Origin of the sequence: Methylobacter arcticus, assembly GCF_050917435.1 — a bacterium.
GTDB classification, from domain to species: domain Bacteria; phylum Pseudomonadota; class Gammaproteobacteria; order Methylococcales; family Methylomonadaceae; genus Methylobacter_A; species Methylobacter_A titanis.
Map to the genome: position 1 here is coordinate 2,614,389 of NZ_CP159583.1, position 26,515 is coordinate 2,640,903.

A 26,515-nucleotide genomic window follows, 5' to 3' on the forward strand; every position below is an offset into this window, starting at 1 on the left:
TGCCAGTCTGTTACTGGCGCCCAGACGAATATAAGTTCCTTGCCGACGGTCTTTCGTTTTTAGGTGATAAGGCATTAGCTTGCCACGGAATACGTCAATAATCAGGAGTTCAAAGCCCTGAATATTTTCAATGTAAATATCCGGCAATAAGCTTGGTGCACAAAGTTCATGCACCATAGACGCGACTTTATCCATTAATTCAAATACGTCTGCGCCCTGCAAACCGATCAGTTCACGTTGGTCGTTAACGCCGATAACCAGTTTTCCGCCGCTGGTATTGGCAAAGGCAATCAGTGTCTTAGCAAGCTGATCGCCTTTGGGCAAAGTCGCTTTAAATTCCAGCGTTTTGCTTTCGCCTTGCAAAATTTCAGCAAGCAGCGGGTGTTTAGAGCTCATATCCTAACCCTGCCAGATTCTTTTTAATCTCCGCTTCCAGGCGGCTGCTTTCGGCAAGCTGTGTTTTGAGCTATGCGGTTAAGCGGGTCATTTTTTCGGCAAACGGTTCGCCGTCGTCTTCCTGTTCGGCGGCACCGACATAACGGCCGGGGTGAGCACATAATCATGCTTCTGAATATCTTTGAGTTCAGCCGAAAAGCAGAACCCGGCTTGATCTTGGTAATTTTCACCGCGCTGCCAGACATGAAAAATATCGGCGAGGTATTCATAATTTTTCTTAATTGTGTTTCAAAATAAACAAGTCATATCATACTATTTCGTGAGGTACTGAATTTGTAATCCCATCCCGCACGTTTTGGCATTGCTGCTCTATCTCTAAACCATGCGAATTGTTTGCCATACACACGTATTTTAAGTAGATTCCTATCAAGACCCGTTTCATCACCTTGGGAGTAGCCATTTTTGGACAGTTTGCAGATACAACAGGAACCTCGCCCTGTCATCGGAACCATCGTTGAAGTGCATGGCCCGGTGGTGATTATCGACTGCACCCAGCTGCCGCCTTTGCGTCAGGCTTTGTTCACCCGCTTTGATCACACCGCTTATGTTTTCGAGGTACACCAGCATCTTGATGAGCGGCATATCCGGGCGATTACCCTGCACGGCACCGCCGGATTAAGCCGCGGCATGAGCGTATTCGATACCGGAGCGCCTTTGCATGTGCCTGTCTCCGAGCAATGTTTGGGCCGGTTGCTGAATATATTCGGCAAACCGCTGGACGGACTGCCGCCCTTGCCTAAAACCGAATTCCGCAATATTCACGCTAAACCGTTGCCGCTATCCGAAGCCATCGGCATCAACGGCATTTTGGAAACCGGCATTAAAGTCATCGACTTGTTATGCCCTTTCGTAAAAGGCGGCAAAACCGGGTTATTCGGCGGTGCGGGAGTCGGCAAGACCGTGCTGGTCATGGAGTTTATTCATGCCGTTTCCGCGATCCACAAAGGGGTTTCGGTCTTTGCCGGAGTCGGCGAGCGCATTCGCGAAGCCCACGAATTATGGCGGGAAATGCAACAGGCGGGCGTCATGGACGATACTCTGATGGTGTTCGGACAAATGGACGAATCGCCCGGCGTGCGTTTTCGCGTCGCCCTTTCAGCCCTGACTTATGCCGAATACCTGCGCGACACCCTGCATAAAGAAGTGCTGTTTGTGGTGGATAATGTGTTTCGCTTTGTTCAGGCCGGAAGTGAAATCTCCAGCCTGCTGGGCCGCATGCCCGCTACAGTGGGTTACCAGCCGACATTGACTTCCGAAGTCGCCGAGTTGCAGGACAGGATACTTTCCACCCGGCAGGGCGCCATCACCTCGGTGCAGGCTGTCTACGTGCCAGCCGATGACATGACCGACCCGGCGGTCAGCGCGATACTCAGTCATCTGGATACCACTGTTATCCTGTCCAGGGATCAGGCCAGCAAAGGCATTTATCCGGCTGTCGATCCGCTGCGCTCCAGCAGCAAGCTGATGGACAGAAATACCCTGGGGGATCGCCATTATGCAGTTGCCGAAGCGGTGCGCGAACATCTGGCGCGATATCATGAACTGGAGGATATTATCGCGATGCTGGGCATTGAAGAATTGGCCGAGGTTGATCGACAAATCGTGATGCGCGCCCGTAAATTGCAACGTTATCTGACCCAGCCGTTTGCAGTTTTGGCTCAGCACACCAAACAAACCGGAGTTTCCGTGCCGCTGGCACAAACCCTGACCGATTGCGAAGCCTTTTTGGCGGGGCATTATGATGATCTATCCGAAGAGCAATGCTATATGCGCGGCTCGATGCAGGACAGTCTATGAACCGATTCGTGCTGAACCTGTTCGATGCAAGCCATGAACAACGCATCGCCGGCGTCACCTCCTTTGTCGGGGAAGACGCTACCGGCTGCTTCGGCATCCAAGCCAATCATGCGCGCTTTATGACTACTTTGGTTTTCGGTTTGGCGCGTTTTTCCCTGTCGACAGATGCATGGCAATATTTGGCTTTGCCGGGAGCGGTTGTCTATTTCAACAATAACGAGTTGACGGTCAGCACCCGGCATTTTCTGATCGACACCGACCTTGAACGGATCAGTACCTTACTGGAGCAGCAATTGATAGCGGAGGAAGAAAATCTGCATGCAATCAGGGAAAGCCTGCACCGGATGGAACAAGCCATGATGAAACGCATGTTGGCGCTTAAACACAAGACCGGCTGGCAGTCATGAATACTCAACAACGCCTCAAAAAGAAAATTGAAAGCCAGATCAAACGCATCAAAAAAGCGGAGCATGATCGACCTAATCTGCTGTCACAAACCGTTTATATCGGCACACTGGGTTTGGTCATGGTATTGCCTGTTATTGGCGGCGTTTATTTAGGCCGCTGGCTGGACGGCATGATGGCAGGCTATTCGATGCGCTGGACGCTCAGCTTATTGTTTACGGGATTAGTGGTTGGGATTTTTAATGTGTTTTTTCTGATTAAAGACTAAGGTGAAAGCTACGACAAAACGCTGGAAAACCCAACCAAGCTAAAAATTCTCCGCATTTAACAAAATAACTTCAATCTCTTCGGTAATTTCTTCCTGCCGGTAAATCTGGGATTTTCTTTGCAGCTTTACGGTTTCGTCGTCCAGGTGATTGACCGCGCCTTCCAGATGCTGCAGACGGCTGTGGTTTTCCGCCATCAGGGAGATATAAAAAATTTCATGCAGCACGGCAAATAGATAATGATCGACCAAGTCCGCAAAAAAATCGTCGGGTTCGAGATTCAGCACCGGCGGGTTGCGATAGTGAACGGTGCTTTCATTTTGCCGAGGAAGGGGCGGAAGTACCTGCCGTTGGCTGATTTGAGTGGCTACGTTATCGTGATAAACAACGGTTAACTGTAATGCGGAGGCGGCTTTGCCGTGTAAGCCGCTGAGAGTATCAATCAGGCGGCTAATGATAGCGGGCACTTCTTCGGCGACATTAGCCCCTTCGAGCGTTGCGATGACCTCCGGAGCAATGTCCTCCTGCCGGTTACAAAGCCGGCTGCCGACCGCAATAACGCCGGTATAAGCTTGGCTTGCAATCGCATCAATCAGGCTTTCGTTAAAATCGCCACAAAACCCGCGTTCCGCTCCCAGCAAAATACAAAATTGCGCGGCGTTATCGTCAATTTCTGCTAAGCCGGGATAAAAATCCAGAAAGTCCAGCGCCGCCTGTTCGATAGCAGTCACGGCCTGACCTTGCATGGCTTTAAAACGCTGTAGCTTATGAATCTCTATAAAAGCCAGGTTTTTCATCGAATTTAAAATGCTGCGTATCTCCTTCAGCTGGGTGATATGCTGTTGCAGTTCGCGGCTAAGGCTCATGACGATTTAAGCCATTCGCCGAGTGCTTGCTGCCACTGCTCAGGGCTGCTTTCTAGCGTCAGCGTTGTGGTTTCAATGCCTTGTTCAATGCAAACCAACATCTTTGCAATGTCTTCAGGAGCTGTTTGGTTAAGCAGTCCGGAATTAAACGCCGTCAGCCAGGCCAATTGATAAAGATTGCTCTGCGGAGTCAGTCGATCCTGTTTTAATAGCTCCCGAAGCAACCTGCCACGCTTGATTCGCGCTTCCATTGAAGCTTCCAGACGCTGGCCGAAACGGGTGAAAGCTTCCAACTCCAAAAATTGCAGATAATCCAGTTTCATTTGTCCGGCTTGATCACGGATGCTCATATCCTGTGCTTTGCCGCCGATTCGCGATACCGAGCGGGTGATGTCGATAGCCGGTCGGAATCCCGAAACAAACAAATCGTTATCCAGATAGATTTGCCCATCGGTAATGGAAATCAAATTGGTCGGAATATAGGCGGCAATTTCCCCTTGTTGGGTTTCGATAATCGGCAAGGCGGTCATGCTGCCGCCGCCGTTTTCGGCATTCAAGCAAGTCGAACGTTCCAGCAGGCGGGAATGGACAAAGAAGATGTCGCCCGGATAGGCTTCGCGTCCGGGAGGACGGCGCAGCAATAAAGACAATTCCCGATAAGTCCGGGCGTGGGTCGATAAATCATCGTAAATAATCAGCGTGTCCCGTCCTTGCGCCATCCAGTATTCGGCCAGCGCACAACCGGCAAACGGGGCGATATACTGTAAACCGGGCAAGGCGCTGGCTTCGGCGACCACGCACACAGTGTAGTCCAATGCACCGTGATTTTTAAGGGTTTCCAGGGTGCTGACCACCGCAGAGCGTTTCTGACCAATCAGCACGTAGATGCATACGACATTTTTATCTTTTTGATTAATGACGGTATCGATAGCGATTGAGCTTCTGCCCAGGCCTTCATCGCCGATGATCAGTTGCCGCTGACCTTTACCTATCGGAATCAGGGTGTCGATGATTTTTATGCCGGTGTACAGCGGTTTATGGACAAAATCTCGGGCGATAATCGCGGGCGAACCTTTTTCCATATTTTCGCGCCCTACCTGAGATGGAGGATCTTGCCCGTCCAGCGGCGTTCCTAGCGGGTCGATTACCCGGCCTAAAAACTCGTTGCTAACCGGTATGCTAAGCGAGTGCTTGGAAAGATGGACTGTAGTGCCTGCGGTCAGCGCTTCGGTTTCGTACAATAAAATTGCGCCGATCCGGTCGCGGTTAAGGTCGAAGACCATGCCCCTGCTGCCGTCGGAAAAAACCAGAATGTCATCGATAGCCGCCGATGGCAGACCCTTGATCCAGCTAATGCCATCGCCGATGGAGACTACCTTGCCTTGTTCGGTAACGCGCAGCCCTGGCTGGTAATTAGCCAGCCAGTCGGTCTGTTTGTCCACTAGACTGCTGCTGGGCACGCTTTCAATCCGACTCATAGTCAATCTCGGCAAAACCGATCAGTTCGTGTTGCAGGTTGGCGTTTAGCACCCAAGAGCCGATATCCATGCGCAGACCGGCAATAAGCGCTTCATCCTGCAGGTATTGAAATAGGATTTGACTGCTAATTAACGCGCCCAGCTTTTGTTCCAGCTGCTGGCGCATGTCAATTGATAAGGGATAGGCGCTAGTTATTTTTATAGGCACCGATTTTTTAGCGCCGAGTACGACTAAACACAGCTTGCAGGCATCCGGCAAGGCCGTCAAGTTGTCCATCAGCAGCGTAAATAAGCGCGCTTCCAGATCAGGCCCTGCCGCCTGTTGCAGCAGCATTCCGGAAAATTTGGCAGCGTTTTTCAAGGCCTGTTTTTCGGCCTGCTGTTGCAACTCCTGCTGTTGCTTTGACAGCGTTACTTTGGCTTTTTGCCGTTCTTGCTCAAGATCGGCATTTAGCCTGTCCAGTTGCATTCTTCTTTCGGCTGCGAGTTGTTGGTGCAGAGCAGTGATAGCGGTCTGTTTTTCCTGCTCCCAGAGTTTTTGCCGGTTTTCATAAAGGCTGCGTTGCTGTTCGGCCTGCTGTTGCAGGTTTTTTGTGTCACTTAACGATTGCTCGATAAATTGCTTGCGCTTGGCAATCACTTCAAGCAAAGGCTTATAAAAAAGCCGCTGCAAGATCCAGATTAGAATCAGGAAATTGATGATTTCAAAGATAAAGGTGGATAGATTGAATTCCATGCTGATCCCTTTGCATTATTTCACGATGTATTCAAGTAAAGGATTTCTGAATAGCACGATCAAAATAATAACCAGACAATAAATAGCCAATGATTCAATCATCGCCAGGCCGATAAACAAGGTGCGCATAATAGAACGTTCCGATTCCGGTTGCCTGGATAAGGCGTCCAGTGCACTGCCGATGGCTTTGCCCATAGCCAAAGCAGGGAGCATCACCCCCAGCGCGATGCCAATAATAGCAGCAATACTGGATCCAAAAACAATCGAGGCGATATCAGACATAAGTTACTCCGGTAAATTAAGTTATTGGGACTGCATAGCTCCAGCCAGATAAATCAATGCCAGCATCCCGAAAATATAAGCCTGTACCAGAGCTTCAATGATATGCAGCATTAGAATCGGGATCGGTGCCAGAAATCCTGCCACCAGTAATATCAGCATTGCCGCCAATTCCAGGCTCATCATATTGCCGAATAACCGGATAGCCAGCGCCAGGGTGCGAGTAAATTCGCTGATAATATGAAAAGGCAGCAAAATCGGGTTAGGGGTCAGGTAATGACGCAGGTAGTTTTTCAAGCCTTGCGTTTTTATGCCAAACCAGTGCGCAGAGAAAAACACCAGTATCGCCAGTGCCGAGGTCACAGAAAGATCGTCGGTTGGCGAATGCAAGCCCGGTATTAATCCCGTCAGATTGGCAATGATCAGGAACAGCCAAATCGACGCAATAAAAGGCATAATCTGCCGTCCGTGTTCCGGCGCAACGGCAGTAATGGCGCCTTCGATAGCGACGACGATGCCTTCGACGGTTGTCTGCAACGTGCCGGGCACCCTATCCAGATGCCGGGTTGAAAACCAGGCTATTGCCGTAATCAGCAACATGATGCCCCAGGTAGTGATTAACGATGCACCTATCACCACAGGGCCAAGAGCAAAAATAAGTTCGTTTTCCATCAGAGTACCTGTTTAACCTTTAAAAGGATTGTACATCGATTACTCTATGTCTTATATCCTAATGAGGTTATATATTCTGGAAGTGACTGAAGGTATGTGGAATCCCGGAACTAAAATAATTCGGCAACAAGTAGAGAGCAATTTCAGGCAAAAAAAAAACCCAAGTGCAGAGACTTGGGTTTTTAATTTAAGCGCTTGGCAATTCCCTACTTTCGCATGGCAAACTGCCACACTATCATCGGCGCTAAATGGTTTCACTTCCGAGTTCGGGATGGGATCGGGTGGTTCACATTCGCTATGGTCACCAAGCAAACTGGTGTAGTCGGTTTGCACCAACTGTCATGCAACAGGGGTAACACTCGGCGGCTTTTCAGCCTGTTGCCTTGCGTCTTGCTCCTGCTTTTATGGAAATCTGTAACTTCTCTTTAATCTATGCTCAAATTTGCGATGTTAAGCTGTCTCTAAGTTTCCTTAGTTGATAACACCTTCAAACTGATTGGGTGTTATATGGTCAAGCCTCACGGGCAATTAGTACACGTTAGCTTCACACATTACTGCGCTTCCACACCGTGCCTATCAACGTTGTAGTCTTCAACAGCCCTTCAGGGGACTTATAGTCCCAGTGAGATCTCATCTTGGGAGGGGCTTCCCGCTTAGATGCTTTCAGCGGTTATCCTGTCCGAACATAGCTACCCGGCGATGCCACTGGCGTGACAACCGGAACACCAGAGGTTCGTCCACTCCGGTCCTCTCGTACTAGGAGCAGCTTCCCTCAAATCTCAAACGCCCACGGCAGATAGGGACCGAACTGTCTCACGACGTTCTGAACCCAGCTCGCGTACCACTTTAAATGGCGAACAGCCATACCCTTGGGACCTGCTTCAGCCCCAGGATGTGATGAGCCGACATCGAGGTGCCAAACACCGCCGTCGATATGAACTCTTGGGCGGTATCAGCCTGTTATCCCCGGAGTACCTTTTATCCGTTGAGCGATGGCCCTTCCATACAGAACCACCGGATCACTATGACCTACTTTCGTACCTGCTCGACTTGTCCGTCTCGCAGTCAAGCACCCTTATGCCATTGCACTCATCGCCTGATTTCCGACCAGGCTGAGGGTACCTTCGTGCTCCTCCGTTACTCTTTAGGAGGAGACCGCCCCAGTCAAACTACCCACCATACACTGTCCCCAATCCGGATAACGGACCTAGGTTAGAACTTCGAACATACCAGGGTGGTATTTCAAGGTTGGCTCCACAAGAACTGGCGTTCCTGCTTCGAAGCCTCCCACCTATCCTACACAAATAGGTTCAAAGTCCAGTGCAAAGCTATAGTAAAGGTTCACGGGGTCTTTCCGTCTAGCCGCGGGTATACGGCATCTTCACCGCAATTTCAATTTCACTGAGTCTCGGCTGGAGACAGTGTGGCCATCGTTACGCCATTCGTGCAGGTCGGAACTTACCCGACAAGGAATTTCGCTACCTTAGGACCGTTATAGTTACGGCCGCCGTTTACTGGGGCTTCGATCAAGAGCTTCTCCGAAGATGACCCCATCAATTAACCTTCCAGCACCGGGCAGGCGTCACACCCTATACTTCCTCTTTCGAGTTTGCAGAGTGCTATGTTTTTGCTAAACAGTCGCAGCCACCAATTTATTGCAACCCCGTTCAGCTCCAGCAGCAAGTGCCTTCACCTACTTGGGGTGTACCTTCTCCCGAAGTTACGGTACCATTTTGCCTAGTTCCTTCAGCCGAGTTCTCTCAAGCGCCTTAGAATTCTCATCCCATCCACCTGTGTCGGTTTGGGGTACGGCCACTGGTAACCTGAAGCTTAGAGGTTTTTCTTGGAAGCATGGCATCAATCACTTCGTCGTTCCTAAGAACAACTCGTCATCACGTCTCAGAATATAGGTTCCCGGATTTGCCTAAGAACCCTCCCTACTCGCTTAAACTGCCTATTCCAACAGACAGCTGACCTAGCCTTCTCCGTCACCCCATCGCAGTTACCACTGGTGCAGGAATATTAACCTGCTTTCCATCGACTACGCCTTTCGGCCTCGCCTTAGGTACCGACTAACCCTGCGTCGATTAGCGTTGCGCAGGAAACCTTGGATTTTCGGCGTGGGGGTTTTTCACCCCCATTATCGTTACTCATGTCAGCATTCGCACTTCTGATACCTCCAGCCCACTTCTCAATGAACCTTCGCAGGCGTACAGAACGCTCCTCTACCGCCACACTAAAAGTGTGACCCGTAGCTTCGGTACTATGCTTAGCCCCGGTAAATCTTCCGCGCAGACCGACTCGACCAGTGAGCTATTACGCTTTCTTTAAAGGATGGCTGCTTCTAAGCCAACCTCCTGGCTGTCTGTGCCTTTCCACATCGTTTCCCACTGAGCATAGATTTTGGGACCTTAGCTGACGGTCTGGGCTGTTTCCCTTTCCACGACGGACCTTATCACCCGCCGTGTGTCTCCCGTGCTCAAACTTGTTGGTATTCGGAGTTTGCATCGGGTTGGTAAGTCGAGATGACCCCCTAGCCGAAACAGTGCTCTACCCCCAACAGTTATACACGAGGCGCTACCTAAATAGCTTTCGAGGAGAACCAGCTATCTCCGAGCTTGATTAGCCTTTCACTCCGATCCACAGCTCATCCCCTCATTTTTCAACATAAGTGGGTTCGGCCCTCCAGTAAGTATTACCCCACCTTCAGCCTGGCCATGGATAGATCGCCCGGTTTCGGGTCTAATCCCAGCGACTAAACGCCCTATTAAGACTCGCTTTCGCTACGCCTCCCCTATTCGGTTAAGCTTGCCACTGAGATTAAGTCGCTGACCCATTATACAAAAGGTACGCAGTCACATAACAAGTATGCTCCCACTGCTTGTACGCATACGGTTTCAGGATCTATTTCACTCCCCTCTCCGGGGTTCTTTTCGCCTTTCCCTCACGGTACTGGTTCACTATCGGTCAGTAAGGAGTATTTAGCCTTGGAGGATGGTCCCCCCATGTTCAGTCAAAGTTTCACGTGCTCCGACCTACTCGATTTCACTGCACAGCGTTTTCGTGTACGGGGCTATCACCCTGTATCGCCAGACTTTCCAGACTGTTCCACTAACAACTGTACAACTTAAGGGCTAATCCCCGTTCGCTCGCCGCTACTAAGGGAATCTCGGTTGATTTCTTTTCCTCTGGGTACTTAGATGTTTCAGTTCCCCAGGTTCGCTCAATACAGCTATGTATTCACTGTAATGTGACCCACTGATGTGGGCCGGGTTTCCCCATTCGGAAATTTTCGGATCAAAGCTAGTTTGCAAGCTCCCCGAAACTTATCGCATGCTACAACGTCCTTCATCGCCTCTCACTGCCTAGGCATCCACCGTATGCGCTTATTCACTTGACCATATAACCCCAATAAGTCTGCTTTTTCACTATTCGTTTGAATAATGATTAAGAGATGTCTTGTGTTATATCGATCAGCTTTCTTAATCGCTTTTTTCTGCTTTTGAGAACTCATTCTTGTTTACTTCGGTTTCAACATTTTTGCTGACTCGGTGTTCTTTGCTAATTGCTTGGCACTATCGACTTCGCTTGCTTTTTGTTGTAACCTCGGTTGACTCGAACTCGTTTTAAGTCGCCTCATGGTTTTATTCCATGAAGTTTCTTTGTTACAGATTTCCATTTTGTTAAAGAGCTATTAATGCAATTTCATGCACCAATTCTATAAGGTCTCTGCCGATTCTTTTTTAGAATCGAGACGTTATAGAATTGGTGGAGCTAAGCGGGATCGAACCGCTGACCCCCTGCGTGCAAGGCAGGTGCTCTCCCAGCTGAGCTATAGCCCCAGTGTTTGCTGAGTCCCCTTAGCCACATCACGTTTGCCATCACGGCAAGGTGGTGGGCCTGGGTGGACTCGAACCACCGACCTCACCCTTATCAGGGGTGCGCTCTAACCAACTGAGCTACAGGCCCTAGGCTCATACTGCGTGTGATCAAAATAATTTGTTGTGAGTACTCATGACAACATTCAGTTGCAATTTGTAAGGAGGTGATCCAGCCCCAGGTTCCCCTAGGGCTACCTTGTTACGACTTCACCCCAGTCATGAATCACAAAGTGGTGAGCGCCCTCCCGAAGGTTAGACTACCCACTTCTTTTGCAACCCACTCCCATGGTGTGACGGGCGGTGTGTACAAGGCCCGGGAACGTATTCACCGCGACATTCTGATTCGCGATTACTAGCGATTCCGACTTCATGGAGTCGAGTTGCAGACTCCAATCCGGACTAGGACCGGCTTTCTGGGATTTGCTTACTTTCGCAAGTTCGCAGCCCTCTGTACCGGCCATTGTAGCACGTGTGTAGCCCTACCCATAAGGGCCATGATGACTTGACGTCGTCCCCACCTTCCTCCGGTTTATCACCGGCAGTCTCCCTAGAGTTCCCGGCATTACCCGCTGGCAACTAAGGACAAGGGTTGCGCTCGTTACGGGACTTAACCCAACATCTCACGACACGAGCTGACGACAGCCATGCAGCACCTGTCTCAGAGCTCCCGAAGGCACTCTACTATCTCTAACAGATTCTCTGGATGTCAAGGGTAGGTAAGGTTCTTCGCGTTGCATCGAATTAAACCACATGCTCCACCGCTTGTGCGGGCCCCCGTCAATTCATTTGAGTTTTAACCTTGCGGCCGTACTCCCCAGGCGGTCGACTTAATGCGTTAGCTGCGCCACTAAACCTGTATATAGGCCCAACGGCTAGTCGACATCGTTTACGGCGTGGACTACCAGGGTATCTAATCCTGTTTGCTACCCACGCTTTCGTACCTCAGCGTCAGTTCTAGTCCAGGGAGTCGCCTTCGCCACTGGTGTTCCTTCAGATATCTACGCATTTCACCGCTACACCTGAAATTCCACTCCCCTCTACTAAACTCTAGTCCGCCAGTTTCAAATGCAGTTCCCAGGTTGAGCCCAGGGCTTTCACATCTGACTTAACGAACCGCCTACGCACGCTTTACGCCCAGTAATTCCGATTAACGCTCGCACCCTCCGTATTACCGCGGCTGCTGGCACGGAGTTAGCCGGTGCTTCTTCTAAAGGTAATGTCAAGAGACAGGGTATTGACCTGCCTGTTTTCCTCCCAATTGAAAGTGCTTTACAACCCTAAGGCCTTCTTCACACACGCGGTATTGCTGGATCAGGCTTGCGCCCATTGTCCAATATTCCCCACTGCTGCCTCCCGTAGGAGTCTGGGCCGTGTCTCAGTCCCAGTGTGGCTGATCGTCCTCTCAGACCAGCTATAGATCGTCGCCTTGGTAGGCCTTTACCCTACCAACTAGCTAATCTAACGCAGGCTCATCTCATAGCGAAAGGTCCGAAGATCCCCTCCTTTCCCCCGTAGGGCGTATGCGGTATTAGCGTGGGTTTCCCCACGTTGTCCCCCACTATGAGGCAGATTCCTACGCGTTACTCACCCGTCCGCCACTCGTCAGCGCCCGAAGGCCTGTTACCGTTCGACTTGCATGTGTTAAGCATACCGCCAGCGTTCAATCTGAGCCATGATCAAACTCTTCAGTTTATATCATTTTGCCACTCAATAAGATGAGTAGCCAATCTTGGCTCGACTACAGATTCAAACGTTTATAATTTCTTATCTACGTAAGTTCTCATGTCGACTATTTATTACAAACGTAAATAGCTCGTCACAAGCACCCACACAAATTATTTTGATCATATTTTTAAAGAGCGTCGGAGTAAACCCCGGTTGAGCTGGACAATTATACAGATCCAATTCAGTTTGTCAACACTTTGTTGATTTTATTTCTCTTGCCGTCCTTGTCGAAGTCGTTTACCGAACCCCGAAGAAGCCGACCATTGTAACCTATCCCGTCCGCTTGTCAACATCCTGTTAACTTTTATTTCTTGCTGCGTCTCTGCCAGGGCGTTTACCCCGGAAGAGCTGCGTATTATACATCGCCTTTTCATAAGGTCAAGCAGTTATCTTAACTCGCGCAAACTTTCTTTTTCCTACTTGATAAACATGCTGGGTACCTGCCGTAATCTCCATTTTTTGATCGGAAACCTTTTCTCCGTCAATCTTTACCGCGCCCTGTTTTATCATACGATTAGCTTCGGATGTACTCTCCGTCAATCCGGAATCTTTCAATATATTTGCTATACCGTAACTTGCCCCCTCAATCTTTAATTCCAGCTCTTCCATTTCATCAGGCATCGCGCCACGCTGAAATCTGGCTTCAAAGTTTTCCAACGCCTTGACCGCAGCAGCAGCATCATGAAATCTTTCTATAATCTCCTGAGCCAACTTTACTTTATAATTTCTCGGATTGGCGCCTTGCTTACACTCCTCTGCCCATAACCCTATCTCAGCCATGGGGCGAAAACTCAGCAATTCAAAGTAACGCCACATCAACTCATCTGATATAGACATGAGTTTGCCGAACATATCATCGGCAGAGTCAGCTATCCCCACATAATTATTGAGTGACTTGGACATTTTTTGCACGCCATCCAGCCCTTCCAAAATTGGCATAGTTATAACAACTTGAGGCTTTTGTCCAAAAGCCTCTTGCAACTGCCGTCCAACCAGCAAGTTAAACTTCTGATCCGTACCACCCAACTCCACATCGGCTTTCATCGCCACCGAATCGTAGCCTTGTATTAATGGGTACAAGAATTCATGTATCGCAATGGGCTGCCCACCCTTAAAGCGCTTGCTAAAATCATCTCGCTCCAGCATTCTGGCTACGGTATGTTTTGCTGCCAACTGAATTAAATCAGCAGGTGACATGGCGTTCATCCAACTTGAATTGAACATCACCAGCGTTTTAGTCGGATCCAGAATTTTAAATATCTGCTCTTCATAGGTTCTTGCATTATCAATCACCGCATCTCGAGTCAATGGCTTACGCGTAACATTTTTCCCGGTTGGATCACCGATCATCCCGGTAAAATCGCCAATCAAGAACAATACCTCATGCCCGAGATCTTGAAACTGTTTCAATTTATTAATCAGAACAGTATGTCCCAAATGCAAATCAGGGGCAGTTGGGTCAAAACCCGCCTTAATGCGAAGAGGCCGCCCCTCTTCCAGCTTTTTAATTAATTCTTGCTTAATTAAAACCTCGTCAGTCCCTCTAAGTAGGTGTGCCAATACGTCCTCTTGCAATTTCCTTCTCCAACTATTTACAAATAGTTCATTATAGAATTAATAATCAACTCCCTGAATAAAAACTTTGCTTAGCCTAAAATTGGTAAAAACGCCTAAAACCACTTAGAATGAAACTATAAATTCATTAATTTTTATGATTTACGTAAATTTCAATTATTTAGCCTAGTGAAAAAAAAAATCTATACATCCATGCTCTTTGGAATTAGCGTAGCCTTTTCAGTAGCCGGCCACACTCAGACAAAACCCATCAGCAAAAGCACAACAGCCAAAACGGTTCATGCTGCCAATGTTCATTCAAAAAATACCAAAACGGTTAACAAGAAAAGTATCGTAGCTGCAGTTAAATCGACACCACACAGCAAAAAAACCGCCGTCACATCGAAGTCCGCTAACAAAAAAAATGCGACCACTGCCAACAAGGCAGCTACGCAAAAAAAATCTATTACAAAAAAACAAGCGGTTGTTCCAACCAAACTAAAAAACAACAAACAATCCGTTGTCGCCAAATCCGCGAGAAACAACAAGGCACTCATTGCCACCAAATCAAAACATAACAAACAAGCCATTGCCTCGGCTAAATCGAAGCACACATCTCATCCAGCCGTTGCTTTTGAACCTGCGCGCAGACAACATATCTTTATTGCTTCCAAATCACTGAAACCCGTACTAGGCCACAAAGAACAGCAAAAGCACGTACCTGCCGAGCTGAATCTGGGTAACACCAGGACAGATCAAATTATCCAGACAAATAATGATAAACAATTATATCCAATCACATTCAATCACCCACAAACCATAAAAACTAACACGGCTCACGTCTCTATAGAGACCTCTTTATTTCTCGACGGACTCGAAGTCGGTTTATCAAAAGAGCTAATCCTGCAACTGACGGATATATTTGCATGGGATATTGATTTTGCCACCAATCTACGTCCTGGCGATCAATTCACGATTGTTTATGGCAAAAAAATAGTTAATGGCACAGAGACTGATAGTGATGACATTATTGCCGCCGAATTCGTTAACCAAGGGTCATCATACACAGCGATAAGATACATAGATAAATCTGGCACAACCAGTTACTACTCGCCTGACGGACAATCCATGCAAAGGGCGTTTTTAAGCACGCCTGTTGATTTCATAAAAATCAGCTCCCATTTTGACATGCACCGTAAGCACCCTATCCTGAACAGAATTCGGGCTCACAAAGGCATTGATTATGCAGCAAGAACCGGAACACCTGTAAAAACAACCGGAGATGGAATTGTTACCTTCAGTGGACGCAAAGGCGCTTATGGGCAAGTCGTGATTATTCAACATAACGATCACTATGAAACACTTTATGCCCATATGTCCGGCTTCAAAAAAGGCTTAACCGCCGGTAATCACGTTAAACAAGGCGATGTTATTGGCTATGTGGGCCAGTCCGGCTTAGCGACCGGCCCACATTTGCATTATGAATTTCATGTCGATGGACTTTATCGCGACCCGGAAACCGTCAAGATACCGCATTCAATGCCTATCAGCAGCGCATTACTGACTGACTTTAAAGCGCAAACCCAACCGTTTTATGCTCAGCTTAATCAGACCAAAGCCAAGAGCTTATTTGCAAAAAATCAGGAGGCTATTGCTCCCGACATCGCCCTACCTCCTGCATCCATACGATCATCTCGTTACGATTAACTCAAGCAATGCCCGAACTTTATATTGGACTCATGTCCGGAACCAGCCTGGATGGCATTGACGCTGCTCTTGTTGACTTCAAAGACAACAAAATCGAGCTGATCGAATTTGAATACCTGCCCTTTCCCGACGAAATTCAAAGTACAATTCAGCAACTCAGCAAGCCTGACGCGCTAATCTCGCTTAAAGAATATGGCGCTATGGACACCCGACTAGGTGTCTTATTCGCTGAGTCGGTTAATACCTTGCTGGCTAAAGCCGATATTCCCGCTTCAGCAGTCAATGCCATCGGCAGTCACGGTCTAACCATCTACCATGCGCCCGAGATAAAACTCCCTTTTTCCCTGCAAATCGGCGACCCCAATATTATTGCCGAACTTACCGGCATTACCACCGTGGCTGATTTCAGGCGCCGGGATATTGCTGCCAAAGGTCAAGGCGCACCATTGGTCCCGGCTTTTCATCAAGCCGTGTTCCATCACCCGAACGAACATCGCTGCATCGTCAATGTCGGCGGCATCGCCAATATTACGGTATTACCTAAACAGCTGTCGGCACAAGTCATCGGTTTTGATACCGGCCCCGGCAACACCTTGATGGATCTATGGATCAAGCTGCACCGGAACCTGTCTTATGATAAAAATGGTGCCTGGGGTAAATCCGGCAACATTGATCATGACTTGGTGGCGCTGTTAAAACAAGATGCTTATTTCAATACCGCCCCGCCAAAAAGCACCGGCAAAGAGTATTTTTCACTACCTTGGGTTTATCAGTATTTCGACGCATTCAGTTACAAGGCCGAAGACATACAGGCCAGCTTATGTTTTTTAACGGCGATAACCATTTGCGATGCGATTAAAAAGTACGCACCGGCTACTGAGCGGGTATTGATTTGCGGCGGCGGCATACACAATGGCTATTTGCTGGAACTCATCCAGCAATACATTGGATGCCCTGTTGAATCAACAGAAAAATATCACCTTCATCCCGATCATGTCGAGGCGATGGCTTTTGCATGGTTAGCCAGACAAACCATAAACAATCTGCCGGGTAATCTTAAAGAAGTCACAGGAGCCATTAACTCCGTTATTCTTGGGGGGATTTATCAGGGCAACAAAAAGGACACAGCTTCCGCTCCTCGGCAACTGCTCCTGCGTTGCGCTACCTCCTGAGTCCATGCAAGTCGTGCTCACGCTAAGCGCCTACATCCTTGTAGATGACAGTCCTGTCGCCCCGAGGGAAGAAACTATAGATCAGCTACGCTGAAAAAGAAGACCCGCAGCCACAGGTCGTGGTCGCGTTAGGATTGCGAATAACAAACTGGGCACCCGACAAATCATCTTTATAGTCGATTTCAACGGCGGTTAAATATTGAATACTCATCGAGTCAATCAATACCGTAACACCGCCGTTTTCAACACTGGTATCATCTTCATTGACTTCTTCATCAAAAGTAAAGCCGTATTGGAACCCTGAACAACCGCCGCCTGAAACATAAACCCTCAGCTTCAGATTATCATTACCTTCCTCGGCTATTAATTCACCCACCTTAGAAGCGGCGCTGTCAGTAAAAACTATCGCATTAGACATACATTTAACACTATAAAAAATGAAAGTAGATAGGATTATGACTATACCAAGCTTTTTAGTCAAGAATTATGAATGGATTATTTATCCCTACGGATAAAGAGCAATACTCTTTAATCCTGAGTCTTCCTTTAGCCCGAACATTAAGTTCATATTTTGCACCGCCTGCCCCGCTGCCCCTTTAACCAAGTTATCAATCACCGATAACACCACGATAGTTTGCCCACCCTGCGGCTGATGTATCGAAATCTGGCAGTTATTACTGCCACGGACATTCCGGGTATCAGGATGCGAACCTTGGGGCAGCACATCGACAAACGTTTCATTGGCGTATCTTTTTTCATACAAGGCCTGTACATCGTCCAGACTGCCATGCGCTTGACCATATAACGTAGCGTGTATGCCGCGAATCATCGGCGTTAAATGCGGAACAAAGGTCAATCCGACCGATTTACCGGCCACCAACTCAAGCCCCTGTACAATTTCCGGCAAATGCCGATGCCCGCCAACTGCATAAGCTTTAAAACTCTCGCCGGTTTCGCTCATTAATGTCGCCAGCTCCGCTTTACGCCCTGCTCCGCTGACACCCGATTTAACATCGGCAATTAAATGCTTAACATCAACCCGATCGTTTTCCAGCAACGGAAAAAATCCTAATTGCACAGCAGTTGGATAGCAACCAGGGCAAGCGATTAAATGACTCTGTTTAATCGCCTCACGATTCAATTCGGGCAAACCATAAACCGCCTCGGCGATTAAATCGGGGCAAGCATGCTTCATGCCATACCACTTGCTCCATTGCTTTACGTCTTTCAACCTGAAATCAGCTGACAGGTCTATCACTTTAACCCCACGCGCCAACAACTGCTCCGCCATCAGCATCGCCGTACCGTTCGGCGTCGCAAAAAACACCACATCGCACTCGGCCAAGGTTTCGACTTCGGGCAAACTGAATACCGCATTGATAGCACCGCGCAAGCTGGGATAAAGCGCATCCACCCTAAGCCCGGCATCGGCGCGTGACGTGACGACCGACACCTCAACGTCCGCATGCAACGCCAAAATCCGCAATAGCTCAACACCGGTATATCCGGTTCCGCCCACAATACCTGCACGAATCATCTGTTTTATCCTGTCCACACATTGTTTATGAAAATAACTGGGGCCTATAATAACCGCAACTCAGCTTATTGACGATGTTGTAACTATGCCTTTTCTGAACAGATGCTTACGATTTGAATTGACACCGGTGATTTAAAACCGGCAAAGCGCATGGCAGCTTATCGCTTGTTCAGTCCTGAGAAACTGTTCGTGTCGTTAACTGCACAGGCGCATCCTCGCCAACGGCGATAGGCGCACCTCCCGACCATAGCACCGCATACTGTCCCAGTCGCCGCTTGCGATCCAGTGTTTTCGTAACAGCTTGTCGCAAACAGTCGAGTATGACTTGTGTTTCCTGACTGGGGGTTGGGGGCGTTTGAACACTCATGGTTGAGCCTCTTGTTGCAAAAGTTGAAAGAATTCGTGGTGAAACACCAGCCGCTGCTCAGCGTTTTGCTGAAATACCAGTTCTGGTATTCTATCGTTGTTCATGAAACAAAATGTCTGATCAGCCAACGGGGAAAATAGCTGAAAAAGATTGCGCAGACTGCACGGAAAACGTCGGGCAATATCATCTTTGGGAATATCATGCCCGCCGTGGACGACGCGCTCCGCCACACGCAAGCGCGATATTTCCGCATTGGGCAAGGCTAAGTAGATTAGTTCTACCCTCCATCCACTGGCTTGCAATCGGCGTATCAACTTGAGATAGCTTCGTCCGGCTAGCGTAGTTTCAAAGGCAAAATCTTGTCCGGCGGCAATGCGTTCTTCGATCTCATGCAAAAACAACGGCTGGCCGCCAATAATTGCTGCTCAGGTGCTAGCGGCGACAAGCCAGCTGCAATCAGGTCGGCATTGATGAAATGACGGCAAAGAGCAACCTTCGGTAAATATTCCAGTGCAAAAGTGGTTTTTCCTGCACCATTCGGTCCGGCGATAATCCAGCAGGTTGGCATCAAGTTATCTCCATTTGCATAACCATTTCAGAACAAACTCAGCAGTAATTATTTATTATTTCCAGTGAAAAGAACTGATAAGTCAACTTCAGTTGCTCTGGCTGGAATTAATCGCGCTTTTTTTGCCTGAAGAGCGGAAACCCCATTTACTGTGATTTTGTTATATTGATTAGCTGCGGTACCGAACACTTTTTCCATTCGCCCTAAAAAAGCAGCGCTATTCGCTTCCGGCGCAACTATGTCAATGTAACGGTCTGGATGAACTCTGAGAATATCGTTGAAGTGTTCGTCGGCGTTGTTGAACGAGTAGCCAACCACCACAATTCGTTGAGCCTCTTTTACCCAATCGGAGGCCTTGCTCCACAAATCAATGTATCGGTGAGAAAGAATCGGTTTCAAACGCAAAGGCGGCACGAGGGCAGGAATGACATGCCTTTGCTCACGTAAATCTTCATTTTTGACATCCACATTCGGCGCAACTACTTCACGGATAAACGTAGCCGGATCGCAGTCCAGAATGTTTTCGATAGACAGCAAATCCCGTGTATCCATCCGTACATATTCAGCCAATCCGCCGTGAAAATAGATAGGGTTGTCGCTACCCAAGTGCTGTTGCAGAAAAGAAGTGTAATTGAGCGTAATAGCCCTCACGTTGGAGGGAACGTTGCCGTAGAACGGCAGAGGATTAGCACCATGAACCGCCAACACCTCCTTCTGCCGAGCGACAAGAAACGCCCACAACGCCCAAGAGATGTATAGATAGTTTTTAATGTCCGGCAGCCTTTCATTGTAAAAGCCCAGAAATTTCTCGATCAACAGGGTTTCGATATTGAGCATGTCCGCGCCCAATGCAGCAGCGACTTCGTGCCGGTCGGAACTCAGCCCCATTTTTAGCGTACGTTTGAGCACCGTCTTGAAAGTATCGGACAGAGACAGCTTGTGGATGTCCAGAATGGAATCGCTGTCGATCAAGTCATCTGCATCCTTGGGGAATACTTCGCGGATCAATTGTTCCGTCTCCTCGTCGAGCTGGCTATTCTCGGCAATTGCCGCTAATTTATTGAACAGACGAATGATCAGTTCGCCGTGCTTGCGAACATTTTCTTTGTCAGAAGGCAGATTTGCAATCGCTTCCTGCACACGCTGCACCATCGCTTTTTGCTCGTAGGGTTCCCGAGTGGCAATCTTATCAACTGCCCGTGCGATCATCGAATTGAAACTGAAACGCATGCCCGGCAGCATAGCCCGTAAAGCTTCGTCCACAGGTTTACCGGGGCCATCGAGATAGCGCGTCACATCTGCAAGCAGCGTATTGGCTAAAGGAAAATCAATGCCAGCGGTACGATCCGCGCCAGCGCCCAATATAAGAAGATGTTCGCTCATTCGGTTATTGTCCTTATGCTTGATTATCGATGGAAAATTAGATTAATTTTTTGTCAATTCGACGACTTTGAATGGAGCTCAATTTATGCACTCCAAAAATCGCCGCACTATTCTATAAGCAGGCTCGTAGCAGGCTGCGGCGTCTCTCGTCGGCGATAGCTCGCCATGAAATAATGTACACCGCATTAAATATACCGCTTCAACGAGCCCTGCGAATAAGTGTTCCCGTGAGCATCCGAAAGTATGGGCTCCGCATTGGATGGATGCTTCATTCCCATTAGTGAGATCAGCAATTAATCGAGGTGCTGCGGAGTCATATAGTGCGCGCAGATAGCTTTGTCGTGACGCACTTAGTTTTCCATAAGCTGGATCATCTTGTAGACCAGTAAGATTATAATGTGACTGCGTTAACTGATAGATAGGATTGCCAGTTTTTCCAAGAACTTTGACTGTTATTTTCTTATTCTGGATTCGTTCGACGGAGAATAAACAGCCGTGAGACTGGCCATTCTTCACGCAAGGCGGATTTTCCTTGAGGAAGATATTTGTAAGTGTAATTCGTTCTTTCGTATTACCTTTACCGGTAATTATTTCGTAGTTTTCTAGCCGATGGTGTAGCAAACCAATTTCAGCACGGAACTGCTCCGCTTCATCGGATTGCTGGATTAATAACGGACGCAGATAACTAGCAACTGGATTACTGTTCCATTTGATTTCGTTAATGATTTTTCGATCTTGTGTTTCGGTGTAGGCACTCCGATACCAAGCATTCAAGGCGAGCCATGACTTCACGAACTGGCCGAGATAATCAACATCCGAAAGCCTCATCCAGGCATCCCGATTATCAATAAAAGTATTAGACATGGCTCAAGGTTCCTTTACTGATTTAAGATAGAAAAGTGCAGCTTCCTCGGAATCCTCAATGGCGATTTCTACTGCGTGTTTGGCTGCTTCAAGAAGTTCGGCGGCACGGCAACGATTGGATTGAGCAGCGCGCACATTTTCCGCTACAAGAATTTGAGTCGCTGCTTCGATGCGTGGTATAGGAATCGCCAGTAAATCCAATTCAGAGATAGCTGGATATAGGCTGGCGCTGGTATGCAAGCCCATCAGTTCGCACACAGGCGACAAGCGAAGATAGGTCAGCAGCACTTCCGCCAAGATAGCGGCAGGTTGCAATACGACAAAACCAGAAGAGCAAATGTGTCCACCCTGTTCTGCTGCGATAAGTGCGGACAGGCGGCGTATAGGGCGCACCGTAGAAGTGATAACATCGCCCGCTGTTACATACCAAGTGGCGCGACTGGGAGCTTCGGCATGGAGGATGGATTCCGAAACGGCAGTGCCATCCGCTCGTATTCCGCCGATTTCGATGTAGTTGAAATTTCCCGTCTTGTCCGGCATGAAACGCTTATGCCGTACAGGGGCTACATTGCCGATACTGAGGCCGTCCTTGCTCAGATAGTCCAATAGTTCCGCCACTCTGGGCGCAAAATACTCTGCATCCAGCCGCCCTACGGCAAAAGCGTCTCGACTGGAACGGATGTAAGCCAGCGGTTCAGGTGGCTGCCAATTTGAAAGCCCAAGAGCGCAAAGTAGAGTCTGCTCGGCAAACTCAAGTTGAGTAAAGGCCACATCACGTTGTTCTTTGGCATTGGCAAATATGCGTCCTATTGCCGCGTAAAAACCCGAATTGAATCGAGGAATCCAGATGCTTCTTAAGTAGTTAGGTGCGACTTCCGGTTGAGCCGCGCCATAACGGCCCTTCATGATTTGTGAACGACCATAATAGGAATTTAGGAAGGCTGCCAAGAAATGATGCGGCCAAGCGCCACTACGAATAATGAATGTATGCGATGAGGCAAGAGCATCTTCATCGACGTTGAACAAAGCACAGTCGCCCGCATTCGCGCCAGTTCGAGTAATTATCAAATCGTTAGCTTGAAGTCGGTTTCTTTCAAGCCTTGTAGCATCAGCAGCAGATACGAAAACCTTGTCATTCTCTGATATTTCAAGAGGGCGCAAATTTTGCGCCCTAAAAAACCAGACACCTCCTTCCTCAACATACTCGCGCTCAATTTCGTGAGGATGGATAATAATCGGAGCTGAATCACCAAATCGCTCAGCTCCTAGCTTTCGAAGTTGCTCAATGATGGCAAGATGCGGTTTCAAGTTGAATTCACTATCGATTCGAAAAGCGATATTGTCTTCATACACCTTCGATAGCGGAAGCACTGTTACTTCCAGCCCCTCTAACAAGTCCCAATACCGGGCCTCGTCAAAGGGGCTATTCAAAAAAAACTAAGTCGCTCCTTGGCGGCGAATTCCGCAAAAGCTTCTGCTATGCCGTCCTGAGTCAATCCCTCATGATTAAACAAGTCGTGCTGGATCGCCCAATGACCATGAGTGTCGCGCAGCAAGCTGCCATCCGTATCCTTGGCGATAATCTTTTCGCCGCTGGTGTCTTTTGATTCCAACTTCTGAGTAGCAAAGAAAATGGGGTAGTCATCCAATTTAGGGCAGTAATAACGCGGGTCGGCGGTATCTTCGTTCCATTTCTGTATAAACAATACGCTGGTCTTGGTGCCGGTATGGGGCTTGAAGGTGCTGGGGTGCAACCCAACCACCGACAGAATGCGGCAGCGTTCGCCGATAAATTCCCGCACCCGTTTGTCGCTGGCGTTATTGAAGCGGCCTTGCGGCAACACAACGGCCATGCGCCCGCCGGGGCGCAGAAAGTCCAGATTGCGCTCGATGAACAACAAATCCCGGCCCACCTTGGTTTCTAGTTTGCCGTTGATTTTGTGACCCAGCTCGTAAGGCGAAAGCATGTCGCTTTGTTTTATGTCACCGGCAAAAGGCGGATTGGCCATCAGTACGTCGAACTGAAAGGCGCGATTGTTGTTCTTCACTGCCCTTAGCTTCTTAAGCTTGGTCCAACCTGGACCGTAGGTTTCCTGCCAATCTTCATCCTGGCGGATGCGTTCATCCCATTTCGGCCAATCCAAAGTATTCAGATGCAACACATTGGTTTGCCCGTCTCCCGCGATGAGGTTGAGGCAACGGGCTACGCGTACGCTCTTTTCATCGAAATCGATGGCGAAGACTTTATCTTGCACATAGTCTTTGCAGCGTTGCGGCTTGTCTTCCATGGTGAACAGGTGGGAAACAGGCAAGCCTTCGTCTTCGAGAATTTGCTTCCATACGTGAAAGATTGCATGAACGGTGAAACCCGCCGAACCGCAGGCAGTGTCGATAACAGTTTCCGACTCGTGCGGGTTCAGCATCTTTACGCACATATCGATGACCCAACGCGGTGTGAAGTACTGGCCCTTTTCTCCTTTAGACGATTTGTTGACCAAATATTCGAAGGCTTCGTCTACTACGTCCAGATTGGAGTTGAACAGCTTCCACTCCTCCAGCGAGCCGACGCAGACTTGCAGGTGTTCCGGGCCAAGCTTGATTTTTTCATCGTCGGCAAAGACGCCAGGCCATTGTTTGCGAGCATTGTCGAATAAGCCCTGAATGTTGGCCTTGAGCTGGGCGGCAGTGTTACTGTTGCGAAAACGCAAGTATTTATATCGCCCCCGGAAGCAATACATCTCGTCGTAGAGCTTGGTGAAGATGAGTTTGAAGACTTCCTCAAACACGTCCACACCGGCATTAGCAAGAACCTCGTCTTCCATGTCCTCAATCAGCTGTTTGAGACTGCGCGCGCCTTTGCCTTCCGCTTCGCGCTTTTTCTCGATGTCGATAAGGTTATCTACCGTCCAAGGTTGGCCTACTATGTCGTCGATAGTCTGAGTGGCGCTGGGGACATCGGGAATTTCGACGAAGTAATTCGGGTTCTTACGATGCCAAGCAATCGCCTGAACACCGTTGCACCACAAGGCGAGCGGTGCGCCGGTGGCGTGGGTGTAAGAACGTAGCTGTTCCTTACCATCTTTTAGCTTACCTTGTTTGACCTCGACTATGAGGTAGGGAACTGTAGGTCGATCAGCGTCAAACACTACGATGCCGGCGCGTTTTGAGCTGTCCCGACCAAAGGTAACCGGGTATTCCACGGTGAGGCGGGAAATCGGGTATTTGTAATCGACCACCAAACGATGCAGCCAAAGTTGGCGTACTAATTCTTCCGGCTTTGCTATGACTTCTTTGTTACGAACTAGGCAACTTACGTAACTTTTTCCATTTTTTTCAACAAGTTTTTCTTCAACGGCTTCGATTACTTTACTGCCAAACAGGTCGGTAAGCACTGCCGAGTTGAGATTGTCGAGCAGTTCTTTGATTAACATTTTCTATTTTCCATGTATTGTAATAATTTAAGACTGCATATTCGATCCAGCCCTGAAATTCGTTTTCTAAAGTAGAATGAGGTGGCGCATTATAGACTGATTTCTTCCGTTTGATGTTTTAGGCATAACCTCGCCAAAGACTATAAAGCCAAGTGTGAGAACATCGCCCCCTACTTTTAAAAGCCCACTCACACAGAAATTTTGATACGCCATCTGAATACCTGATGATCCCTGTATTCGTAAATAGTGTGCAATGTACATTCTACCCATTATTTGAAAAATCCGTTTAACCCCGTGCCATCCGTGTTCCATTATTTTAAGTTAGCGTATCAATAACTTGGGCATATAATAATCGCAACTCAGTTTATTGACGTTGTTGTAACTATGCCGCTACCCAAACAAATGCTTGCCATTGAAATCGACAACGGTGTTTTAAAGCCGACAAAACGCGCCATGCCCACGCCGTCAGCCAACCAGGTGTTAATTAAGGTCGCTGCCGCCGGTGTCAATCGACCCGATGTGATGCAGCGCCAAGGCCTGTATCCTCCCCCGCCCGGCGCATCCGACATTCCGGGACTTGAAGTCGCAGGAACCATTCAGGCATTGGGCGACAACGTCAGCCATTTACATGAAGGCGACAGGGTCTGCGCACTGGTGACCGGCGGCGGTTATGCCGAATATTGCCTTGCCTCGGCGGCGTTATGCCTACCCATACTGGAAGGACTGTCTTTTACTCAGGCTGCGGCATTACCGGAAACCTTTTTCACCGTCTGGAGCAATGTCTTTGACCGCGCCCATTTTCAACCCGGCGAAACGTTGCTGGTACATGGTGGCAGCAGCGGCATAGGCACTACAGCAATACAACTTGCCAAAGCCTTCAACGCCAAGATCATAGTCACCGCAAGCTCAAAAGCTAAATGCGAGTTCTGTCTGCAACTAGGCGCCGATGCCGCGATCAACTACCAGGAACAGGACTTTGTCGAAGAAATCAAACGGCTTACCGACAACCAAGGCGTAGCTATTATCCTGGATATGATCGGCGGCGACTATTTCCCGCGCAACCTAAAATGCATGGCCGATGATGGTCGACTGGTGCAAATCGCCATTCAAAACGGTTCAAAAACCGAACTAAACCTGCTGCCCGTCATGCTCAAACGGCTCACCATCACCGGCTCGACCTTAAGAGCCAGGGACGATGCTTTTAAAGCCGCAATCGCCAAGCAGTTGCTTGAAAAGGTCTGGCCTTTATTAGCATCCGGATCAATCAAACCGGTTATCCATTCAACTTTTGCACTCACCGATGCCGCAAAAGCCCATCAACTGATGGAAAGCAGTCAACACATCGGTAAAATCATCTTAACGGTATAAAAC

At 48.6% G+C, this 26,515-nt stretch carries 21 protein-coding genes, 2 tRNA genes, 3 rRNA genes and 1 pseudogene; 6 read left to right on the plus strand and 21 right to left on the minus strand.

The window, feature by feature from the left end; all coding sequences use genetic code 11:
* Positions 1–60 precede the first annotated feature (60 nt).
* Positions 61–396: pseudogene (locus tag ABXJ76_RS12420) on the minus strand (AlbA family DNA-binding domain-containing protein); the annotation flags it as partial.
* A 462-nt stretch (positions 397–858) separates the two neighbouring features.
* Here ABXJ76_RS12420 and atpD point away from each other — a divergent pair.
* Genes atpD through ABXJ76_RS12435 form a run of 3 tightly spaced genes read left to right on the plus strand, consistent with a single transcriptional unit; the run spans position 859 to position 2,926 of the window.
* On the plus strand, positions 859–2,253 hold the full coding sequence (atpD, locus tag ABXJ76_RS12425) for a F0F1 ATP synthase subunit beta (protein ID WP_432740889.1): 1,395 nt from the start codon (positions 859–861) through the stop codon (positions 2,251–2,253).
* Positions 2,250–2,660: a F0F1 ATP synthase subunit epsilon gene (locus ABXJ76_RS12430; RefSeq protein ID WP_432740891.1), complete on the plus strand. Its 411-nt coding sequence runs from the start codon at positions 2,250–2,252 to the stop codon at positions 2,658–2,660. Before atpD ends, ABXJ76_RS12430 begins: the two co-directional genes overlap by 4 nt.
* Positions 2,657–2,926: an AtpZ/AtpI family protein gene (locus tag ABXJ76_RS12435; RefSeq protein WP_432740893.1), complete on the plus strand. Its 270-nt coding sequence runs from the start codon at positions 2,657–2,659 to the stop codon at positions 2,924–2,926. Before ABXJ76_RS12430 ends, ABXJ76_RS12435 begins: the two co-directional genes overlap by 4 nt.
* Before the next feature lie 39 nt (positions 2,927–2,965).
* Here ABXJ76_RS12435 and ABXJ76_RS12440 read toward each other — a convergent pair whose 3' ends face one another.
* The 11 genes from ABXJ76_RS12440 to tyrS form a co-directional block, all read right to left on the minus strand.
* On the minus strand, positions 2,966–3,790 hold the full coding sequence (locus ABXJ76_RS12440; protein ID WP_432740894.1) for a F0F1 ATP synthase subunit gamma: 825 nt from the start codon (positions 3,788–3,790) through the stop codon (positions 2,966–2,968).
* Positions 3,787–5,268, minus strand: a complete 1,482-nt coding sequence (locus tag ABXJ76_RS12445; RefSeq protein WP_432740896.1) for a F0F1 ATP synthase subunit alpha — start codon at positions 5,266–5,268, stop codon at positions 3,787–3,789. The genes ABXJ76_RS12440 and ABXJ76_RS12445 overlap by 4 nt, the downstream gene beginning before the upstream one ends.
* The gene (locus ABXJ76_RS12450; protein WP_432740897.1) at positions 5,255–6,004 is read right to left on the minus strand and encodes a F0F1 ATP synthase subunit delta; all 750 of its coding nucleotides are present in this window, start codon (positions 6,002–6,004) and stop codon (positions 5,255–5,257) included. Before ABXJ76_RS12450 ends, ABXJ76_RS12445 begins: the two co-directional genes overlap by 14 nt.
* A gap of 15 nt (positions 6,005–6,019) precedes the next feature.
* Complete coding sequence (locus tag ABXJ76_RS12455) at positions 6,020–6,286, minus strand: ATP F0F1 synthase subunit C (protein ID WP_340124175.1); 267 nt, start codon at positions 6,284–6,286, stop codon at positions 6,020–6,022.
* Between the two features lie 21 nt (positions 6,287–6,307).
* Positions 6,308–6,955 carry a F0F1 ATP synthase subunit A gene (locus tag ABXJ76_RS12460; RefSeq protein WP_432740898.1) on the minus strand — a complete coding sequence of 216 codons (648 nt, stop codon included), beginning with the start codon at positions 6,953–6,955 and terminating at the stop codon, positions 6,308–6,310.
* 193 nt (positions 6,956–7,148) lie between these two features.
* Positions 7,149–7,264 (minus strand): 5S ribosomal RNA (rrf, locus tag ABXJ76_RS12465).
* Positions 7,265–7,462: 198 nt separating this feature from the next.
* A 23S ribosomal RNA gene (locus tag ABXJ76_RS12470) occupies positions 7,463–10,355 on the minus strand.
* 366 nt (positions 10,356–10,721) lie between these two features.
* Positions 10,722–10,797: transfer RNA gene (locus ABXJ76_RS12475), tRNA-Ala, on the minus strand.
* A 50-nt stretch (positions 10,798–10,847) separates the two neighbouring features.
* Positions 10,848–10,924 (minus strand) — tRNA-Ile (locus tag ABXJ76_RS12480).
* A gap of 69 nt (positions 10,925–10,993) precedes the next feature.
* Positions 10,994–12,528: ribosomal RNA gene (locus tag ABXJ76_RS12485) — 16S ribosomal RNA — on the minus strand.
* The 16S, 23S and 5S rRNA genes sit together here with 2 tRNA genes alongside, the layout of an rRNA operon.
* A 411-nt stretch (positions 12,529–12,939) precedes the next feature.
* Positions 12,940–14,136, minus strand: coding sequence for a tyrosine--tRNA ligase (gene tyrS, locus ABXJ76_RS12490; RefSeq protein WP_432740900.1), 1,197 nt, complete (start codon positions 14,134–14,136; stop codon positions 12,940–12,942).
* A 168-nt stretch (positions 14,137–14,304) separates the two neighbouring features.
* On the opposite strand from tyrS, the gene ABXJ76_RS12495 reads away from it, so the two are divergent.
* Both ABXJ76_RS12495 and ABXJ76_RS12500 read left to right on the plus strand, forming a co-directional pair.
* The gene (locus ABXJ76_RS12495; protein ID WP_432740902.1) at positions 14,305–15,822 is read left to right on the plus strand and encodes a peptidoglycan DD-metalloendopeptidase family protein; all 1,518 of its coding nucleotides are present in this window, start codon (positions 14,305–14,307) and stop codon (positions 15,820–15,822) included.
* An 8-nt stretch (positions 15,823–15,830) separates the two neighbouring features.
* Positions 15,831–16,994 carry an anhydro-N-acetylmuramic acid kinase gene (locus ABXJ76_RS12500; protein WP_432740904.1) on the plus strand — a complete coding sequence of 388 codons (1,164 nt, stop codon included), beginning with the start codon at positions 15,831–15,833 and terminating at the stop codon, positions 16,992–16,994.
* A gap of 85 nt (positions 16,995–17,079) precedes the next feature.
* Here ABXJ76_RS12500 and erpA read toward each other — a convergent pair whose 3' ends face one another.
* From erpA to ABXJ76_RS12545, 9 genes are all read right to left on the minus strand, one after another.
* Positions 17,080–17,475 (minus strand): iron-sulfur cluster insertion protein ErpA, encoded by a 396-nt coding sequence (gene erpA, locus ABXJ76_RS12505; RefSeq protein ID WP_432740906.1) that lies wholly within the window; start codon positions 17,473–17,475, stop codon positions 17,080–17,082.
* Positions 17,476–17,499: 24 nt separating this feature from the next.
* Entirely contained in the window at positions 17,500–18,531 is a 1,032-nt protein-coding gene (gene argC / locus ABXJ76_RS12510) for an N-acetyl-gamma-glutamyl-phosphate reductase (protein WP_432740908.1), read from the minus strand.
* Positions 18,532–18,700: 169 nt separating this feature from the next.
* Positions 18,701–18,898: a hypothetical protein gene (locus tag ABXJ76_RS12515; protein WP_432740910.1), complete on the minus strand. Its 198-nt coding sequence runs from the start codon at positions 18,896–18,898 to the stop codon at positions 18,701–18,703.
* The gene (locus tag ABXJ76_RS12520; protein WP_432740913.1) at positions 18,895–19,293 is read right to left on the minus strand and encodes a zeta toxin family protein; all 399 of its coding nucleotides are present in this window, start codon (positions 19,291–19,293) and stop codon (positions 18,895–18,897) included. The genes ABXJ76_RS12515 and ABXJ76_RS12520 overlap by 4 nt, the downstream gene beginning before the upstream one ends.
* Positions 19,233–19,466, minus strand: coding sequence for a hypothetical protein (locus ABXJ76_RS12525; RefSeq protein WP_432740915.1), 234 nt, complete (start codon positions 19,464–19,466; stop codon positions 19,233–19,235). The genes ABXJ76_RS12520 and ABXJ76_RS12525 overlap by 61 nt, the downstream gene beginning before the upstream one ends.
* 48 nt (positions 19,467–19,514) lie before the next feature.
* Entirely contained in the window at positions 19,515–20,849 is a 1,335-nt protein-coding gene (locus tag ABXJ76_RS12530; protein ID WP_432740917.1) for a hypothetical protein, read from the minus strand.
* A gap of 78 nt (positions 20,850–20,927) precedes the next feature.
* On the minus strand, positions 20,928–21,713 hold the full coding sequence (locus ABXJ76_RS12535; RefSeq protein ID WP_432740919.1) for a hypothetical protein: 786 nt from the start codon (positions 21,711–21,713) through the stop codon (positions 20,928–20,930).
* Positions 21,714–21,716: 3 nt separating this feature from the next.
* Entirely contained in the window at positions 21,717–23,108 is a 1,392-nt protein-coding gene (locus tag ABXJ76_RS12540; RefSeq protein WP_432740921.1) for a hypothetical protein, read from the minus strand.
* Positions 23,109–23,140: 32 nt separating this feature from the next.
* The gene (locus ABXJ76_RS12545) at positions 23,141–25,144 is read right to left on the minus strand and encodes an N-6 DNA methylase (protein ID WP_432740924.1); all 2,004 of its coding nucleotides are present in this window, start codon (positions 25,142–25,144) and stop codon (positions 23,141–23,143) included.
* Between the two features lie 384 nt (positions 25,145–25,528).
* Here ABXJ76_RS12545 and ABXJ76_RS12550 point away from each other — a divergent pair, with 384 nt between their 5' ends.
* A complete protein-coding gene (locus ABXJ76_RS12550) occupies positions 25,529–26,512 on the plus strand; it encodes an NAD(P)H-quinone oxidoreductase (protein ID WP_432740927.1) in 984 nt (327 codons plus the stop codon).
* The last annotated feature ends 3 nt before the right edge of the window (positions 26,513–26,515 follow it).